General features: G+C 43.0%; 12 protein-coding genes, 1 tRNA gene and 1 pseudogene. 11 read left to right on the top strand and 3 right to left on the bottom strand.

Translation table 11 applies throughout. The features are described from left to right. The first annotated feature begins 160 nt into the window (after nucleotides 1-160). The 7 genes and pseudogenes from ACFSTG_RS03850 (at nucleotide 161) to ACFSTG_RS03820 (ending at nucleotide 7,129) form a co-directional block, all read left to right on the top strand. A complete protein-coding gene (locus tag ACFSTG_RS03850) occupies nucleotides 161-910 on the top strand; it encodes a cyclase family protein (RefSeq protein WP_380748653.1) in 750 nt (249 codons plus the stop codon). Continuing rightward, nucleotides 910-1,299: pseudogene (locus ACFSTG_RS03845) on the top strand (DUF4260 domain-containing protein). Before ACFSTG_RS03850 ends, ACFSTG_RS03845 begins: the two are co-directional and overlap by 1 nt. Nucleotides 1,300-1,368: 69 nt before the next feature. Beyond that, nucleotides 1,369-1,731 (top strand): MmcQ/YjbR family DNA-binding protein, encoded by a 363-nt coding sequence (locus ACFSTG_RS03840; protein ID WP_380748651.1) that lies wholly within the window; start codon nucleotides 1,369-1,371, stop codon nucleotides 1,729-1,731. A gap of 3 nt (nucleotides 1,732-1,734) precedes the next feature. Beyond that, nucleotides 1,735-3,507: a MutS-related protein gene (locus ACFSTG_RS03835; RefSeq protein WP_380748649.1), complete on the top strand. Its 1,773-nt coding sequence runs from the start codon at nucleotides 1,735-1,737 to the stop codon at nucleotides 3,505-3,507. A gap of 104 nt (nucleotides 3,508-3,611) precedes the next feature. After that, on the top strand, nucleotides 3,612-4,613 hold the full coding sequence (locus ACFSTG_RS03830; RefSeq protein ID WP_380748647.1) for a metal-dependent hydrolase: 1,002 nt from the start codon (nucleotides 3,612-3,614) through the stop codon (nucleotides 4,611-4,613). 58 nt (nucleotides 4,614-4,671) lie between these two features. Next, nucleotides 4,672-6,387 (top strand): DUF885 domain-containing protein, encoded by a 1,716-nt coding sequence (locus tag ACFSTG_RS03825; protein WP_380748645.1) that lies wholly within the window; start codon nucleotides 4,672-4,674, stop codon nucleotides 6,385-6,387. Between the two features lie 166 nt (nucleotides 6,388-6,553). Beyond that, nucleotides 6,554-7,129, top strand: a complete 576-nt coding sequence (locus ACFSTG_RS03820; RefSeq protein WP_380748643.1) for a PhnA domain-containing protein — start codon at nucleotides 6,554-6,556, stop codon at nucleotides 7,127-7,129. Between the two features lie 187 nt (nucleotides 7,130-7,316). Here the strand turns inward: ACFSTG_RS03820 and ACFSTG_RS03815 are convergent, their stop codons facing one another. The 3 genes from ACFSTG_RS03815 to ACFSTG_RS03805 form a co-directional block, all read right to left on the bottom strand. Continuing rightward, nucleotides 7,317-8,732: a M56 family metallopeptidase gene (locus ACFSTG_RS03815; protein ID WP_380748641.1), complete on the bottom strand. Its 1,416-nt coding sequence runs from the start codon at nucleotides 8,730-8,732 to the stop codon at nucleotides 7,317-7,319. 2 nt (nucleotides 8,733-8,734) lie between these two features. Then, nucleotides 8,735-9,100 (bottom strand): BlaI/MecI/CopY family transcriptional regulator, encoded by a 366-nt coding sequence (locus ACFSTG_RS03810; protein WP_380748639.1) that lies wholly within the window; start codon nucleotides 9,098-9,100, stop codon nucleotides 8,735-8,737. Between the two features lie 317 nt (nucleotides 9,101-9,417). After that, nucleotides 9,418-10,824, bottom strand: a complete 1,407-nt coding sequence (locus ACFSTG_RS03805; protein ID WP_380748637.1) for a dipeptidase — start codon at nucleotides 10,822-10,824, stop codon at nucleotides 9,418-9,420. A gap of 310 nt (nucleotides 10,825-11,134) precedes the next feature. On the opposite strand from ACFSTG_RS03805, the gene ACFSTG_RS03800 reads away from it, so the two are divergent. From ACFSTG_RS03800 to ACFSTG_RS03785, 4 genes are all read left to right on the top strand, one after another. Continuing rightward, nucleotides 11,135-11,216, top strand: a tRNA-Leu gene (locus ACFSTG_RS03800). Nucleotides 11,217-11,489: 273 nt separating this feature from the next. After that, nucleotides 11,490-12,044 (top strand): RNA polymerase sigma factor, encoded by a 555-nt coding sequence (locus ACFSTG_RS03795; protein ID WP_380748635.1) that lies wholly within the window; start codon nucleotides 11,490-11,492, stop codon nucleotides 12,042-12,044. A gap of 74 nt (nucleotides 12,045-12,118) precedes the next feature. After that, nucleotides 12,119-13,006: a FecR family protein gene (locus ACFSTG_RS03790; RefSeq protein WP_380748633.1), complete on the top strand. Its 888-nt coding sequence runs from the start codon at nucleotides 12,119-12,121 to the stop codon at nucleotides 13,004-13,006. 88 nt (nucleotides 13,007-13,094) lie between these two features. Further along, the gene (locus ACFSTG_RS03785) at nucleotides 13,095-16,433 is read left to right on the top strand and encodes a SusC/RagA family TonB-linked outer membrane protein (protein WP_380748631.1); all 3,339 of its coding nucleotides are present in this window, start codon (nucleotides 13,095-13,097) and stop codon (nucleotides 16,431-16,433) included. The last annotated feature ends 34 nt before the right edge of the window (nucleotides 16,434-16,467 follow it).

Genomic DNA, 16,467 nt, shown 5'->3' with positions numbered 1-16,467 from the left:
CTGGATTTCGAAGTTTTGCCGCCTATTCTTCGGAAAAGGAGTCTAAAGAACAAACAAATCTCTCTAAAACTAATTTCAAAATTTGAAGCTGGAAAGAGATTTCTGGTCTTAAAAAAGATTCTATTTTTACATCTGACCTTCAAATCAAAAAGCTTATTTCATGCAGGCAACTATTCAACATAATAATGAAAGTTATAAAACAGATCTTTCCAAACCCCTGGACATCTCTCTAAGTTTGAGAGGCGATGATAAAAATCCCATCGCCTGGTATTTGGGTGCCCCAAAGATCAAACCGGTGAAGGAAGGGGAATTCGTCGGCAAGGTGAGCCTGGGGGCTTCCACCAATTTTAATGATGTTTATTTCAATCCGCACGGGCACGCTACTCATACCGAATGTGTAGGCCACATCACTCCCGAATTTCACAGCATCAATGAAAGTCTTAAAAATTTCTTCTTTTTGGCGAAGCTCATTTCAGTGGAACCGGTGACCCGGGGAGAAGATAAAGTGATCACAAAAGAGCAAATTCAGAAGCTATTCCAAAAAGAGGAAGCAGAAGCATTAGTGATTCGCACCCTTCCCAATACCTTTTCCAAACGCAGTAAACACTACTCCCATACGAACTGGCCGTACCTTGAGGAGGCTGCCGCACTGTATATTCGCGAGTGCGGAGTGAACCACTTACTTGTAGATCTGCCTTCTGTAGACAGGGAGAAAGATGAAGGAAAATTACTGGCTCATAAAGCATTCTGGAATTACCCTAAAAACACCCGCTTTGAAGCTACCATTACCGAACTGGTCTACGTGCCTTCAAAGGTGGAGGACGGTATGTTTTTCCTGAACCTTCAGCCCGCTTCGTTTGAGAACGATGCCGCGCCCTGCAAACCCGTGCTATATCAAATCGAAAACTGATGAAAACAACTTTAAAACTTGAGGAACTGGCAATGTTACTCCTGGGGATCTACACCTGTAATCTACTGGATTTTCATTGGGGGATATTTTTAGTCCTTTTCTTTGCACCCGATCTTGGGATGTTGGGTTACCTTTTTGGAAATAAAGCAGGAGCTTTAACCTACAACTTACTGCATCATTAAGGCATCGCGATAGGTATTTGGCTGGCGGGGAGGTTCTATGGAATTGACGAAATGCAACTGGCAGGTATCATTCTTTTCTCCCACGCCTCCTTTGACCGGCTCCTGGGGTATGGTTTGAAATACAATAAAGGCTTTAAATTTACCCATACGGGAGAGATCGGGAAGCAAAGTGTGCAGCAGGATACCAATAATGCCCAACCCGGCTAAATTCTTCTACTTCTTCCTATCTTTGAAAAAACCTTCCGCAGAAAGTACCCAGGAAAGAAAAACAATAGCATGAATGTCGAAATTTTCAGGAATTACTGCCTCTCCAAAAAAGGGGTTACCGAAGAATTCCCCTTTGATGAGGAAACCCTGGTGTTCAAGGTCATGGGAAAGATGTTCGCTTTGAGTGGCCTGGAGCATGTTCCTTTCCAGATAAGCCTGAAATGTGATCCTGAAAGGTCGATGATCCTCAGGGAGGAATTTGACGGCAGGATCACCGGCGCCTACCATATGAACAAAAAACACTGGAATACCATCATTCCCGAAACCCTCCCGCCGCAGCTGGTGAAAGAACTTATTGATCATTCCTACGATCTTGTGGTGAGCGGACTTTCAGGAAGACAACAGCAAGAATTAAAAAATTTAGAATCCTGATCTATGCATGATCCCCGCAGCTTCTATACCTCCCAGATAGATAAATACCGCTCACATCTCGATACCGCCTCCAAAAAACTGGCTTTTTCGAGCCTTTTACGATTCGTGGTTTTTCTGGCGACGGCATACCTGACTTATTTTTACTTCGGAAACACCAGTGCAGTGACCGCGGTGCTGGTCATAGGGATCACCATTTTCGTGGTGCTGGTATCCCGGCATTCAGACCTGAAATATGAGAGGGACAAGTACAGGGAGCTAATAAGACTTAATGAGTCAGAGATCGAAGTGTTGGACAGGAAATTCCATCACCTGCCTACTGGTGATGAGTTCGAAGATCCTCAACATCCCTTTAGTCAGGATGTGGATCTTTTCGGAAAAGGTTCCTTTTTTCAATATTTAAACCGCACTGCATTACCTGAAGGACAGAGGAAACTGGCACAACTCTTACTGAGCAACGATATAAGTGAAATTGACCTGAAGCAGGAGGCCGTAAAGGAACTTCAGGAGAAAGCCGACTGGCGTCAGAACTTTTCTGCCCTGGCCAGATTAGTCAAGACCGAAACCCGCACCGGCACCATCCTGAGCTGGCTAAAAGGGTATATACCTTTTGTGCCCGCCATAATGAAATGGCTTCCCATAGCTTTTTCAGCAGTTTCAGGAATTGCGATCACGGCATTCTTTTTCGATCTCATTGGAGGAATTGAACTGGGCCTCTGGTTCTTTGTAGGATTGATGATCACCGGCATTTACCTTAAAAGGGTCAACCTCCTTTCAGAAAGTGTGGGAAAGGTGCAGGATACTTTCCATCAATACTACCAGCTGCTTGGTTTGATCGAAACCACCACATTTTCTTCGGAATTACTTAGGGCAAAGAAGGAGTTGATTCATAGTGAGAAGCAAAAAGCCTCCTTGATCCTGAAAAAATTCTCCCGTGCCATTGATTCCCTTGACCAGCGCAATAACATGATCTTTGGAGTACTGGGAAATGGGTTCCTGCTATGGGACCTGCGCCAGTCATACAAACTTGAAAAATGGATAAAAGAGAACGGTCAAAATGTGGAGAAATGGTTTGAAGTAATTGAATTTCTGGATGCCTATAATTCCCTTGGAAATTTTAGTTTTAACCACCCGGCCTACGTTTTTCCCGGGTTGCATCATGATTCCCACATTACTGAAGCCAGGCAGCTGGCACACCCGTTACTGGATCCTGAAAAAAGGATAGCCAACGACTTTTCCATTGAAAAGGAGCAGTTCTTTATTATAACGGGCGCAAACATGGCGGGAAAAAGTACCTTTTTGAGAACGGTTAGTCTGCAGATCCTTATGTCTAATACAGGGCTTCCTGTTTGCGCGGCTTCCTGTGAGTACACCCCCATTAAACTCATTACCAGTATGCGTACTACAGATTCCCTTACAGATGATGAATCCTATTTCTTTTCAGAACTCAAGCGTTTAAAATATATAGTCGACGAGATCAAAAATGATAAATATTTCATTATCCTGGATGAGATCCTGAAAGGAACGAACAGTACAGACAAAGCCATTGGTTCCCGCAAGTTCATCGAAAAGCTCGTAGGGTCCCGTTCAACCGGCATCATCGCCACGCATGATCTCAGTCTTTGTGAGGTAACCAAAGAGCTTCCACAGGTAAAGAACTATTATTTTGATGCCGAGATCATCAACGACGAACTTAACTTTGATTACCGCTTCAAGACCGGTATCTGTCAAAATATGAATGCCTCTTTCCTTCTTAAAAAGATGGAAATTGTGGATTGATTCAGCGGAAAGGATCGAAAGAGACCTAACAGGTTTTTAAAACCTGTTAGGTCTGAAGTAAAAAATTGGAATTTTGAATTTGAAAAATTGGAATTTCCCCCAACATGGATAGTTTAACTCAAATAGTACTTGGCGCCGCAGTAGGAGAGGCAGTTCTTGGCCGGAAAGTGGGCAACAAAGCAATGATGTATGGCGCCATCGCCGGTACCATTCCTGACCTTGATGCTTTTGCCGGATATTTTACAGACACCATCACTGCTATTGAGGTTCACAGGGGCTTCAGTCATTCTATTGTTTTTTCTGTTCTTGCCGCACCCATTCTGGGCTATTTGATCTCCCTGCTGGAGAGTAAGTCACCCGCGACCTGGAAGGAATGGTCACTGCTCATGTTCTGGGGGCTGTTCACCCATCCTATCCTTGATTCGTTCACCACTTGGGGGACGCAACTTTTCTGGCCGCTGGAGAACCGGCTGGCCTTTAAGAACATCTTTGTTATTGACCCGTTATACACACTACCCTTCCTTATCTTACTTATCCTCGCTATGCGGCAAAAACGGGGTACCCTGAAACGACGTAACTACAATAACCTGGGGTTGATAATCAGTACCGGCTACCTCGCCCTGAGCCTGGTACTCAAGGCTGTAACCTACGAAAAATTCGTTGACAGTCTTGAACGGCAAGGGATCTTTTATGAAAGGATAGATACCAGGCCTACGCCTTTCAATACCATTTTGTGGACGGCGAATGTAGAGGCAGAGGACGCTTACCTTATAGGTTATTATTCGTTATTTGATGATGACATGATCAGGTTTGAAGCTGTTCCCAAGAACCATCATTATCTCGGGAATCTAAAAAATGACCAAAACGTGCAGCGTCTTATCAAGATCTCTAAAGGCTGGTATACCATATCTGAAAAGGAGGGCGACCTGTATTTCAATGATCTTCGCTTCGGAAAATTAAATCCTTCAGATCAGGATTCTGATTTTGTTTTCAGCTATAAACTAATTCCGGAAAATGGTACGGTCAAAGCGGAAGAAGTGGAGAAAGTACCTGATGAAGGCAGAAAGATCGTGATAGATCTCTGGAACAGGATCAAAGGGAATTAACATCAGTGCAACCCGATAAGGCCTTTTTTATATTTACTATACCTTAAAAATAAATTTTATGAAACCTTTCCTTTCCTTGATTCCGATGTTGCTTTTCCTTTTATCGACTGTTGTTTCAGCGCAGAATCCTTCCGAAGCCCTGAAGAAGGTTATTCATAAAGTGGATGAGCATGAGGACTTTGACAGCAAAGAATTTCCGCTGGGATTGTTCACCGAAGCAAATTATTATGACGAAGCCGAATTTGCACGGGAGCGGCTAAAGGAACTGGAAAAGATCGATACCAGGGAACTTACGGAAACTGCCCAGATCTCCCACGAGCTGTTGAGGTATAAGCTACAGGAAACGGTAGATTTTTATGATTATAAAGCTTATTTGAATCCGCTTTTGAGTGATGCCGGCTTCCATGTGAGTCTGCCTTATCATGTGCGGGACCTGAATACCTACCAACAGGTGAAAGATTACCTGAAGAAACTTAACGCTGTTCCACTCTATGTGGACCAACACCTGGACCTGCTGAGGAAAGGAATTTCCGAAGGGATTGTGCAGCCAAAGATCATTTTTGAAGGTTATGAAGCTACCTATGATGACCAGATCCTGGAGGAGCCGAAAGAAAGTTTCTACTATTCCCCTTTTAATGATTTGCCGGCTACTCTGACCGCCGCTCAAAAAGATTCAGTTTTGAAAGCTGCAGAAATTGCAGTTTCTGAAAAGGTGATCCCACAGTTCAAACGTATTAAACAGTTTTTTGAAAAAGAATATCTTCCTGTTGCACGTGAAACCATTGGAGTTTCAGAGATCCCGGGAGGAAGGGAATACTATCAAAATCGGCTTAATTACTATACAACACTCAACCTTTCCGCAGAAGAGATCCACGAAATGGGCGTTGAAGAGGTAGCAAGGATAAATGCCGAAATGAAAAAGATCATTAAGGAAGTGGAATTTGAGGGAAGTTTTGAGGATTTCATCCATTTTCTTCGTACAGATGAGCAGTTCTATGCAAAGTCTGCAGAGGAGCTGCTGAAGGAAGCCAGGGATATTTCAAAACGCATAGATGCGCAGCTCCCCGGATTCTTCAAGACCCTGCCCCGAAAGCCTTATGGAGTAGCGGCAGTCCCCGATGCTATCGCTCCAAAATATACCACGGGAAGATACGTGGGCTCCTCAGACGATACCCAGCCCGGGTATTACTGGGTGAATACCTACAACCTCTCAAACCGGCCATTATATGTTCTCCCTGCGCTCACCGCTCATGAAGCGGTGCCTGGTCATCACCTGCAGATATCCCTTAACGGGGAACTGGGAGATAGTATACCTAAGTTCCGCCGGAAATTCTATTTGTCCGCTTTTGGTGAAGGCTGGGGTTTATATTCTGAGACCTTAGCAGAGGAAATGGGAATTTATACCACTCCTTATGAACGCTTCGGGAAGCTTACTTATGAGCAATGGCGCGCCGGGAGATTAGTGGTAGATACTGGGATCCATGCCCTGGGATGGACCCGGGAGCAGGCGGTGGAATTCCTTCGCTCCAACACAGCTTTGTCTTTGCATAATATCAATACTGAAGTTGATCGCTATATTTCCTGGCCGGGACAGGCTGTTTCGTATAAAATAGGGGAAATGAAGATCAGGGAATTTCGCAAAAAAGCGGAAGAGGCGCTTGGCGCCGACTTTAATATTCGGGACTTTCATGAGGTCATCCTGGAACAGGGAACTGTCACCCTGCCCATTATGGAAAAGAGGGTGGAGGCTTATATTGAAAGGAGCAGGAAATAATTTAAGACCTGACCGACCTGCAAGGTTTTCATAACCTTGTAGGTCTTCGATATAAGTAATAAACCTACAAGGTCAAAAAAAAGACCTTGCAGGTTTGGTGAGTGGAACATGTCTGCGGATAAATACGATATTAAAGGTTAAATTTGCCCTCAAATAAAATCTCCCCATGAGCCTCGAGCAAGAATTATTTCAAAGAAGCGGATCCCAGTGTGAACTTTGCGGATCCAAAGATGACCTACAGGTTTATGCAGTACCAGATTCCCCTGCAGATGCAGAACATCATATCCTCATATGTGGAACCTGTAAGGAGCAGATCGAAGATCCTGAAAAAACAGAGCCCAATCACTGGCGTTCATTAAACGACAGTATGTGGAGCCCGGTGCCTGCCGTGCAGGTAATGGCCTGGAGAATGCTCAACCGCCTGCGTGGCGAAGGCTGGCCGCAAGATCTGCTGGATATGATGTATATGGAGGAAGACCAGCTCGCATGGGCAAAAGCCGGACAATCTACCGGAGAAAGTGCCGGTGGCGTGATTCATAAAGACAGCAATGGTGTAACCATAGAGGCAGGTGACACGGTAGTTCTAATTAAAGATCTTCCTGTGCGGGGTTCCAGCATGGTGGCGAAGCGAGGAACCTCGGTAAGGAGAGTTTCGCTGGTTCACGATAACCCCGAGCAAATTGAAGGCAAGGTGGATGGCCAGCAGATCGTGATCCTGACTAAGTTTGTGAAGAAGGTATAAAAAAAAAGGCGGGGAAGATCCACGCCTTTGCTCCTTACATGACCTGCAAGGTTTTCAAGAACCTTGCAGGTTTGACATTATACAATTTGTTTGCAAGGATGAAAAACTATCTTGCTGGTTAGGATGATGATCTATGGGTTCAAGCCAAAAACCTAACAGGTCTCTGAGACCTGTTAGGTTTTGTAAATCATCTTTTATTTTCTGACAGTCTTACGGTCTTTCCGGATTCATTTTCCTCCACCTGCACACGCAGATTTTTACCATTGTTTTGCTTTACAATCTTCAGTGCTTCTTCCTCCGATATTTTCTTTCCATTATAGAAGAATTCTGCGCCTTCTTCTATCCAACCTTGAACGGCTTCTACCGGTGAAGGTGGCGGTGGTGGCGGCGGAGCCTGCATTTCACCTGCTTTTTCTACCGGTGGAGCCGGGGGTGGTGACGGAATATTCCCGTCTTTGGTCACTGGAGGTGCCGGTGGTGGGGGAGGCGGTGCCGGTACATTTTCGTTTTTATTGATCGTGGGTAGAGGCGGTGGCGGCGGAGGTACATCAAATTTTATTTTTTCAGCTTTTTCCTTTTGTTCCGGAGTCATGAGACTGAGGATATACATGATCCTGTTTATCTCATCCTTTTTGATCCTGAGCTTTTCCCTGGGAATGGAATTATAATGTTTAACGAGCCTGTTGTATTCTGCAAGCATTTTTGGAGTGGCTTTTTCCTGAAGGTCTTTGGTTTCTTCGGAATTATTTTCTAATAGCAGGACTTCTTTACTGCTGAAACCATAGAGTAAACCAGCCAGTAACGGAAGAAGGAGAAACCCCTTTAAAACGGAGGTTGTCTTGCTTGTTCTTGTTTTCATAACGGTAAATCTTTTTTTGATTAATGAATAATTGATAGGGTTGACCAGGCTGCTTTGTAGATTTCCGGAAGAAAAACTAAGCAGGAGTTCCTGGTAAGAGGCAGTATTGATTCCGCGTGATAAAACGGCACGATCTGCCAGGAATTCATGGTTGAGTTTAACCGATTTTTTCAGTAAATAGATCAGCGGATTGAACCAAAGGAAGACTTGCAGTAGTTCCAAAAAGAGAATATCCAGGGTATGTTTTTGGACTGCATGTGCTTTTTCATGGTCAAAAACCTCCTTCGGAATCTGGCCTTTTTCGAACTTCTGTTTGTTCAGAAATATATAGTTCCAGAACGTGTGTGGGGGCAGATCTTCAGGAAGCAGTACTGCGGAAACTTTCTCTGTCCTGAACTTTTTATTTTCCCTGATGCGATTGATGATTTTGGAGAGGTTCCATAAGAATTTTCCCCCGAAGAGCACTACCCCGGAAAAATATAGGCTCAAAAGGAACAAATAAATCCAATTCGTGGTACTTTCAGAAGAAGCTTCAGAAATCATCAACCAATTTTCTTCCATGGGAACTATGGGACTCTGGATATAGGTCTGGAACGTGATCAAAGGAATGAACCCTGAAACTATTACTGCAGTTAACAAATAGTATCTTTTGAAGACATGAAAGCTTTCCCTTTCAAGCAGTAGCTTGTAAAATAGCAGCAAAAAAGCAAGGCAGGCAGCCGATTTAAGGAGATACATTTCCATGGTTATTTGTTTTTAATTTCCTTGTCTATAAGATTCCTCAGGTCCTCCAGTTCCTCTTTGCTCAGGTCGGCTTCCTTGGTGAAAAAGGAAGCGAACTGTGAAGCTGAGTCGTTAAAAAAGTTCTTTATGAGTCCGTTCACCTGTTTTGAAAAATAGTCTTTCTTCCTTACGAGCGGAAAATATTCCCGTGACCTTCCATATTGTTTATAATCGACAAAATTCTTGTCCTGCATGCGTTTGAGCAGCGTGGCGACCGTAGTTTGTGCCGGCTTTGGATCTGGATAGGCCTCAATGAGGTCCTTCATAAAGGCTTTATCCTTTTTCCAGAGGATCTGCATGAGTTGTTCTTCGGCTTTGGATAACTGCATTGTTCTACAACTTTAGTTGGTTCTCTACAAATGTAGAATAAATATTTAATTCTACAAACATAGAAGATAAAAATGTTTTTTTCTGCAAGGTTTTCAAAGCCTTGTAGGTCTAAAATTGAAAAACCTGCAAGGACCAAAAAAGACCTTGCAGGTTTGGCAGCACATGACGTGCGATGCAAAATGGGGAGAATCTGCCATTTGTCACGGGCGGCTGAAATAAAAAAACCTAACAGGTCTCAGAGACCTGTTAGGTTTGACTTTCGACAGCCTCTGTCAGGGGGTTAAGCCGCTGACAGGGTTGAGTCAAATTTTACTGATCACTGATCACTTTTTTCCGCTAGCTTCAGCTTTGTAAAATGCTTATAGAACAATGGTATAGTCTCTATCCCTTTTAAATAGTTCCATATTCCGAAGTGCTCGTTGGGGGAGTGGATGGCATCTGTATCCAACCCGAAGCCCATCAGGATGGTCTTACTCTTTAGTTCCTGCTCAAAAAGGGCAACAATTGGAATGCTTCCCCCACTGTGCTGGGGAATTGGAGCCTTTCCAAAGGCTTCGGTATACGCATCATTGGCTGCCTGGTATTCAAGGGTATCTATTGGGGTAACATATGCCTGACCGCCGTGATGGGTGCTCACATTAACCTTAACGCTCTTTGGGGCGATCTTTTCGAAGTAATCTTTGAACAGGGCGCTGATCTCTTTCCAGTCCTGATCTGACACCAGCCTCATCGATATCTTCGCGTAGGCCTTGGAAGGAAGTACGGTTTTGGCGCCTTCACCGGTATAACCACCCCATATCCCGTTAACATCAAGGGTGGGCCGAATGGAAGCACGTTCTAAAGTGGAAAAACCTTCTTCCCCATGCACCTCCTCAATATTCAGTTTTTCTTTATATTCCTTAAGATCAAAAGGAGCCTCGGCCATTTTTGCTCTTTCGTCTTCATTGTATTCTTTTACTTTATCATAAAACCCGGGAATAGTAATACGGTTATCCTCATCCTGCAGGGAAGAGATCATCTTACAAAGGATGTTTATTGGGTTTGCCACCGCACCCCCGTAGAGTCCGCTGTGAAGATCGCGGTTTGGTCCGGTCACTTCCACTTCCATATAACTGAGTCCGCGAAGACCGGTGGTAATGGAAGGGGTATCCTTGGCGATCATACCGGTATCACTGATGAGGATCACATCATTTTTCAGTTTATCCCTGTTATTTTCAATGAACCAGCCCAGATTTTCACTTCCCACTTCTTCTTCCCCTTCGATCATGAATTTGACGTTACAGGGCAGGGAATCATTTTTGGTCATATATTCCAGGGCCTTTACATGCATATACATTTGCCCTTTGTCATCGCATGCCCCTCTTGCAAAAATGGCCCCATCGGGATGTGTTTTGGTTTCCTTGATCACCGGCTCAAACGGCGGACTGTCCCAAAGATTGACAGGATCTGGAGGTTGCACGTCGTAGTGCCCGTACACCAGTACAGTAGGGAGATTAGGATCTATGATCTTTTCGCCATAAACCACAGGGTGGCCTGGGGTTTCGTTGATCTCGGCCATGTCACACCCGGCTTCGAGCAAACTTTTTTTGACAGCTTCAGCAGTTTTCAGCATGTCATTTTTGTATTTGGAATTTGCGCTGATGGAAGGTATCTTCAGAAGATCAATAAGTTCGTCAATGAAACGTTGTTTATTTTCTTCTACATATGTTTTAGTGTCTTTCATAATGGTCTTTTTGAAGTTGCATAAAGGTAAGAAAATTAGAATGTACTATTGAGTAGTGAGCAATGTGTATTGAGTAACAGGGGAAAACCTGACCAGAATGTAATTCTATTCAGAGGATAAATGTGAAGATGGCCATGGAGACTGAACCCGATGAAAACTTTTCTCAATACTCATCAATCAGATCTCAATTCTGAAAATAAAATTATTCCGGTCTGGGTGAAAAAATTTTATTTTTCCATTTGCAGATTCAAACTTATACTTATATTTGCATCCGCTTACAACAAGCAAACATATTGAAATGCCAACGCAGGCGGGCGTGGTGGAATTGGTAGACACGCTAGACTTAGGATCTAGTGCCGCAAGGTGTGGAGGTTCGAGTCCTCTCGCCCGCACAGAAAAGCTCTTCAGAAATGAGGGGCTTTTTTAATGCCTTTAGGTTTCAGTTCTAATTTTTAAGGTATAGTGAACTTCTTCTTTATGTTGAGTCCGGCAGTTCACTCAGAATAATAGAGAAGGCCACCCAGCGAAGCTCTTTAAAAATGATAGACTTCTTGATCTGAACTTTAAGAAATTAATGTGCTTTGGTGAAAAAAATATAACTTCTTTTTCTTTCTTTTTGCTTAACAAAATTTTAAGTTTATCCCCGTGAATAATCTGGTTATTAATTGAATCCGGGATTGGATAAGCTGGCAACATATTTTATTGTCAAGGCTCTCAAGAATGGGGATCTTTCAGCTTATGAGAAAATATATAAAGCCTATTATTCCCGCCTTTTCAACTTTGCCCGTAAATTCCAATCTACTTCTTCTGAGCCTGATGATTTTGTGCAGCAAACATTTATGAACATCTGGGAGAAAAAAGAATTGCTGGATGAGAATATACTTCTTGAGAAACAGATCTATGTGATATGTAAAAATATCATCCTGAATCATATAAAAAGGGAGCAAAAAATGCAATCTTATTCCAATCTGGATGATGTGCTGCCTTACCCCGGGGAAGATCAATCCACATTAGAAGGATCAAACGAAGAAGATAACTGGAAAAAGAACAAATTAGCCTCCCTTATCGATCAACTGCCGGAAAAAAGAAAAGAGGTCTATCTACTTCACAAACTAAATAATCTCAGCTACGAAGAAATTTCGGAAAGCCTGGGGATCTCCAAGAAAACTATTGCCAACCATATTTATCTGGCCTCTGTTTTTATAAAAGAAAGAGTTTAAATATTTTTTTTCGTTTTCCATTAGGAACTTTCCATTTCTCAATTGTTATAGTAGTAGATAACTACATTAAGAGGTTGAGAAATTCTGATCAAGAAATCACGAAAACGATTGAAGAAGCCTGGGATTCCGAATACAAGGAAGTTTCAGAAAAAGCTATAGATGACTCCTGGGCGACCTTCCGAAGTAAGCTGCCACAAGAACGCAGAAAGAAGGATAGAATAAAGCTCTACAAATTTTATGGTGCAGCCGCTGTTTTCGTCGCTTTAGTAGCGGGGTACCTTTTCTTTAGTCTGTACAATCCTACGGCACACATTTATAATGAAGCATTAGCCGATAAAGAAATCATTCTGCCAGACGGAACTTTGGTACTTCTTAAACATAAATCCTCCATTTCCTATCCCGAGAATTTTAGGAACAGGGACGTGAAACTTACAGGGGAAGCCTTTTTTGATGTGGTGAGGGACACCCTAAGGAGATTTCAGGTTAAAACGGAAGCAACCACCACTACAGTACTGGGAACATCATTTAATGTAAAGGCAGAAGAAGGATTTGATGATACCCAGGTTACCCTTTTTACAGGAAGGGTGCTTGTATCAGTAAAAGACAGGGCAGAATCCTGGGCATTGATCCCTGGGGAAAGCTTCGTTTATAAAAAAGGACGAGCTTCTGTAGAGCGGTTTGAAACCATACTTTCCTTTGAAGCAGGCAATAAGTTCATTGACGTGAATTATGTGAAACTTGATAAGGTGCTTGACTTTTTGGAAGAGCGCTACGGGTATGAATTCGATATGGAAACCATTCCTGTAAATAAACGGGTGACCTTAAGGATCAATGAATCTGATTCTCTGGAACAAATATTAAATGTATTGTCAATTATAAACAACACCAACTATGAAATGAACCCTACTGAGAAAAAAGTAAAATTATTTAAAAAGAAAAAAGAGTCCGCCACGATCAAATAGAGAACTCTTTTTTAAAAAAATGTAAAAAAGCTAACGACTTCTTAAAAGTCGACGGGCTTTCTATATCCCAAATTTAAAGAATTTAGAAATGAAGAAACTAATTTTTATCTTGTTTTTTTGTTGGTCATTAACGGGAATTTCGCAAGAAATCTCTGTTTCTTTCCAAAATCCTACCCTCAGCCAGATAATTGCTGAAATAGAAAACAAAACCGATTATAAATTTGCCTTTGCCAATAATATAGACACCAAAACCCAGCTTCCGGGCTCTTTCAGGTTTGAAAATGAGGAACTGGCCGGTGTCTTAAAACAACTTTCTGCGGCAACAGCTTACACTTTTTCCAGAGTCGGAAACAATATTACCATCTCCCTGGACCCTGTTCAGCAAAACGAGCAGGGAACCCTTAGAGGAACAATACTTGACCAGAATGGAAAGCCTCTTCCCGGTGCAACAGTTATAGAAAAGGGCACCTCAAATGGGGTAACTACAGATTTTGATGGGAATTTCTCCATTGAAGTTTCCGGGTCTCAGGCTGCTCTTATCATCTCATATATAGGTTTTGAGACACAAGAAGTGGTTTTCAATACTGTGACCCCACAAACGATTACCCTGCAGGAAAGCGCCAGCACCCTTAACGAGGTGGTTATCACTGCCCTGGGTATAAAAAGGGAAGAAAAAGCTTTGGGTTATGCCACTCAAAAAGTACAGGGGGAAGAACTAAGTACCGTGAAAGGTGTAGATGTAGGTACTTCCCTAACCGGTAAGGTCGCGGGTTTATTAGTAAAAAACAGTACCGAGTTCACTGCAGAACCCGAGATACAGTTACGGGGAGAAAAACCACTCCTTGTTATTGATGGAGTTCCTTATGGGAATATGAGTTTGAGGGATATCCCTTCAGATGACATTGAGACCATTGATGTGCTTAAAGGTGCTACAGCTTCTGCCTTATACGGTTACAGGGGGCAAAGCGGAGCGATCATGATCACTACCAAAAAAGGCAGTTCCAGAGAAGGATTAAGTGTTTCCCTTAACAGTAGTACTATGTTTACTGCCGGTTACCTTGCTATTCCTGAGACACAGTCTACCTACGGGAGAAAGATCAATACCAGTACTAATACTTATGTGAGATCTGGGAACGGGTCGTGGGGACCTCCTTTGGAGGGTCAGGAGGTTATACAGTGGGATCCTGTGACTAAATCAATGCAGCCCATGCCTTTTCTTCCAAGGGGGAAAGATAACTTCAGCAACTACCTGGAACAGGGACATATTCTTAACAACAATATTAGCGTAGTGCAACAGGGAGAAAATGGAAATTTACGATCTTCTGCCTCCTGGATTAATAATAAAGGGCAGTATCCCAACTCTCAATTCGATAAGTTAACCTATACCCTGGCTGGGGAAATGAAAGTTGATAAATTCAACCTTTCTTCTTCGGTTTCCTACAACAAACAGAATTCCCCTAATATTGGTTTCAGTGGATATACCGGGTATGACCCCATGTACAACATACTCGTCTGGGCCTCACCAGATTATGATGTGAGAGATTATAAAGATTACTGGTTAGTAGAAAATGAGGTGCAGAACAGTAGTTACACCTCTATTAATAATAACCCGTATTTTGACAGGTACGAAAGAATCCATGAGCTTGACAAAGATATCTTTAACGGATTCATCTCTGCGCAATATGAATTTACTCCCTGGCTAAGCGCCACGTTACGTTCTGGTTATGACACCTATACAAACCGCCAGATGGTAAGGATATCAAAAGGTTCTTTCCAGGGTGGAGGAACTGCTACTGTAATTGAAAACGGAACCCAGATTTGGGGAGAATCTCAAAAAGGTTCCTACAATGTGGGTATTGGCCGTGGATACAGTATAAATAATGATTTGATCCTTTCTGCTGAACATGATTTTGGAGACTTTACCATTGATGGTTTGGCCGGGGGAACTATTTTTTATACCCAGGATGAAGGTATCGAATCAAGGACTCAGGCGGGACTATCCATTCCGGCCTTTTATTCCCTTAAAGCCTCTGTTAATCCACCGGCTGTAAGTTCCCGTCTGTATAAGAGACAGGTAAATAGTGTCTACGGAAGACTTTCTGCTTCCTGGAGGGATCTTGCTTTTGTTGAAGGAACCCTTCGTAACGACTGGAGCTCTACTTTGCCGGAGTCTACCCGATCTTACCTTTATCCTTCTGTAGCCTCCAGTTTAATTGTTTCTGAACTTTTGCCGGAAATGAACTGGTTGTCTTTCTGGAAACTTCGCGGATCCTGGACCACTTCGAAGACCCCTGCGAATATCTATGAGATTAACAACATTTACAACATTACGACCAACGCATGGGGTAACCTGAGTTCTGCCACTTTTCCAAACGTGATACGTGGTACAGACGTAAGACCGGAATCCTCCTCAACAATTGAGGTGGGTACCGTTTTCAATGTACTTAATAATCGTGCAAAATTTGATGTTACCTACTATTCCAAAAAAATGTATGACTTTCTAAGGTCTGCAAGCATAAGTCCTGCATCAGGTTACAGTGCGAACTACGTGAACACAGACGAGGAAATCACCAGGAGAGGTTTGGAAATTGCAGCCAGTTTCAATCCGGTCCGCACAGATGACTGGCGATGGGACATTTCAGTGAACTGGTCTAAATATGCTCGCTACTATACCCAGTTAGATGAAGAATTTTCACCTGACCTAAAATGGGTAGCAGAAGGTGAACGTGTTGATCACTTCACTTTGAACGATTTCCAGAGAGATCAGGAAGGAAATATAATCCATTTGAACGGGCTGCCGCAGTATGAACCGTTCCACTCCTTGTATGGATATTCAGATCCTGACTGGATCTGGGGGCTGGGCACATCTTTGAGATATAAAGATTTCACCCTGAATGTTTCTGTTGATGGTCGTGTAGGCGGTCTGGCTCAAACGACTACAGAGATGTATATGTGGCAATCTGGTAACCACCCAGATTCTGTTACAGAGGAACGTTACCTTGACGCAACTACCGGTACAGCCAATTATGTTGGAGACGGGGTTAAGGTGATCTCGGGAGAAGTTACTTATGACACCTATGGCAACGTGACCAGTGATACGAGGGAATTTGCACCAAACGATGTTGCGGTAACCTATGAGAACTGGGTAAAAAGAGCTCATAAAGGAAATGCATGGTGGGGGCCACCTTCACCGTTGGAGACTTACAGCACTACATTCGTAAAGCTTCGGGAAATGAGCTTATCCTACAATTTCCCAGACTCTTTTAATAATGTGATTGGCACTTCCTCCGGCTCAGTTTCAGCCATAGGACAAAACCTGGCGCTTTGGGCAAAGGACTTTGAATATTCTGATCCCGATGGAGGTTCTGAGAATTTCAGTGATCCGTCTCAACGCTATATAGGATTGAATGTGAACCTTACTTTTTAAGGACACCTAAATAACAGAGGAAGAGAATTTAAAA

Source organism: Salinimicrobium flavum (assembly GCF_042684505.1).
GTDB classification, from domain to species: Bacteria; Bacteroidota; Bacteroidia; order Flavobacteriales; family Flavobacteriaceae; genus Salinimicrobium; species Salinimicrobium flavum.
This window is presented reverse-complemented; position numbering and strand designations above follow the sequence as displayed.